Here is a 1,773-nt window from a genome sequence, read left to right on the forward strand (position 1 = left end):
AATAGGTCAGCACATCATCTAAGATACTCAACAATGCATCACTACTGGTTCTGATCATGTCCGTAAAGCGTGTTTGCTCGCGGGTTAAGCCGCTTTCGAGCAGGATATCAGCAGAACCAATCACCGCATTCAGTGGTGTACGAATTTCATGGCTTATATTGGCCATAAAACGACTTTTAGCTTCGGATAATTGCTCTGCTTGATATTTAGCTTCTTGTAAAACCTTTAAAGCTGCTCGGTTTTCGCTAATGTCGGTTTGTACCGCAATAAAGTGGCTAATGTTGCCAGTGCTATCAATAACCGGACTGGTATTAATGTTGACCCAATAAGATTCTCCATGACAATTATAATTAATAATGTCGGTTTGAAAGCTTCTACCATGACGCAATGCCTCTGACATTAAGGTGATAGTTTGAGGATCGCTGTCTTTACCTTGCAATAGATAACCCGGTTTTTTACCCAGAATATTTTTTAAGATATAACCGGTTCTTTCTTCGAAACTTTTATTCACCCACTCAATACATCCCTCGCGATTGGTTATCACCACTAAATTTTTGGTATGGCTGGCCACTAACGATAAACGCTTAACATAATTTTGTTGATGAAGTAGTTGTGCTTGTATGTCTTTATGCTGCTGAATTTCAAACAGCGAACCGATGTAACCACCGCTACCATCTTGCACTAACTTTAATTCAAACCAGTGATGCTGACCGTTGATTAACTTAAGCTGAACTTCAATAATGGTTGGGGCAGTGTTACGGCTATCGGCTAATTTATGCAGACACACTTCAAGTAATGCCAGTTGCGTTGACGAACTGATTAACGTACACAAATTCATTTTCTCTAACGACTCACGCTCATAACCTAATCGCTTTTTCCAAGCGGGATTGGTATACGTTAACTCAAGTTTGTCATTACATTCAAAAATGCATTCATCTAAGAGTTCGAGTAATTTAGTTTGACGTTTTTGTGCATGAGAGAGTTTTTCAACAAGTGCATGTTGAATTTGAACCTGTAGCTCATCTTGACATTCATCAGCCATTTTTAGCCGCCTTTATTGGTTAGCTTAAGTCGTTCGAATGACACTATTGGGTATATTGTGGCAACACATCTTCGCTATAAACTGACGAAACAGACGGCTTATTAACGACATTGGATAATCAATTCCTACGGTGTCGTATTAGCGTTAAAGTATTTTTTAGTAGGTTGGTAATCGGTGACGATTGTTCAATGACGCTATGTAAAATGCCGTCCATAAAAAGTCGTCATATAGGTTCCAATCAATACCAACACTATATTTGAAAATGCCGTCATCCCCTCAATTGTATATAAAGTAGAACAAGGCTTTTATTGTGGCTGCCATTGAACTAAAAATTTCTCTAATGCCAACTTAGTGACTGGTTTCTCTAAATAGTGGGTAATGCCTTTGCTAAACAGATGCTGGATTTCATCGGGTTCTGTAAGTCCGGTTAACGCCACTTTAGGGGTTAACCGATTAATGGCGTCATCGCTAACCAGTCTTTGAGCTACATCGCTGCCGTACAATCCTGGCATGCGCTCATCGAGCAGAATTAAATCAAAAGGTTGTTGTTGTGCTAGTGCTAGGGCTGAATTGCCGTCATTAGCCGACACGACTTTACAGCCGAGCTTTTCAAGCATGGCTTGGGTGGCAACTTGACTAGGAATACTGTCGTCGGCAACGAGTATAGATAATGGTTCTGGTGAAGCTTGCTTGTTAATCATGTTAATAATATCCGTATCATAAAATGGCCA

2 protein-coding genes are annotated in these 1,773 nt (G+C 40.0%); both read right to left on the reverse strand.

Features of this window, described 5'->3' with window-relative positions:
- Window positions 1-1,042, reverse strand: a 1,042-nt coding sequence (locus CXF78_RS16350) for a PAS domain-containing protein (RefSeq protein ID WP_145991511.1), incomplete at its 3' end; no start/stop codon positions are given.
- A gap of 305 nt (window positions 1,043-1,347) precedes the next feature.
- Window positions 1,348-1,773 (reverse strand): response regulator (locus CXF78_RS16355; RefSeq protein WP_145991512.1); only part of this gene is annotated, 426 nt, incomplete at its 5' end.

This window comes from Shewanella sp. 11B5, assembly GCF_002836795.1.
Classification (GTDB): domain Bacteria; phylum Pseudomonadota; class Gammaproteobacteria; order Enterobacterales; family Shewanellaceae; genus Shewanella; species Shewanella frigidimarina.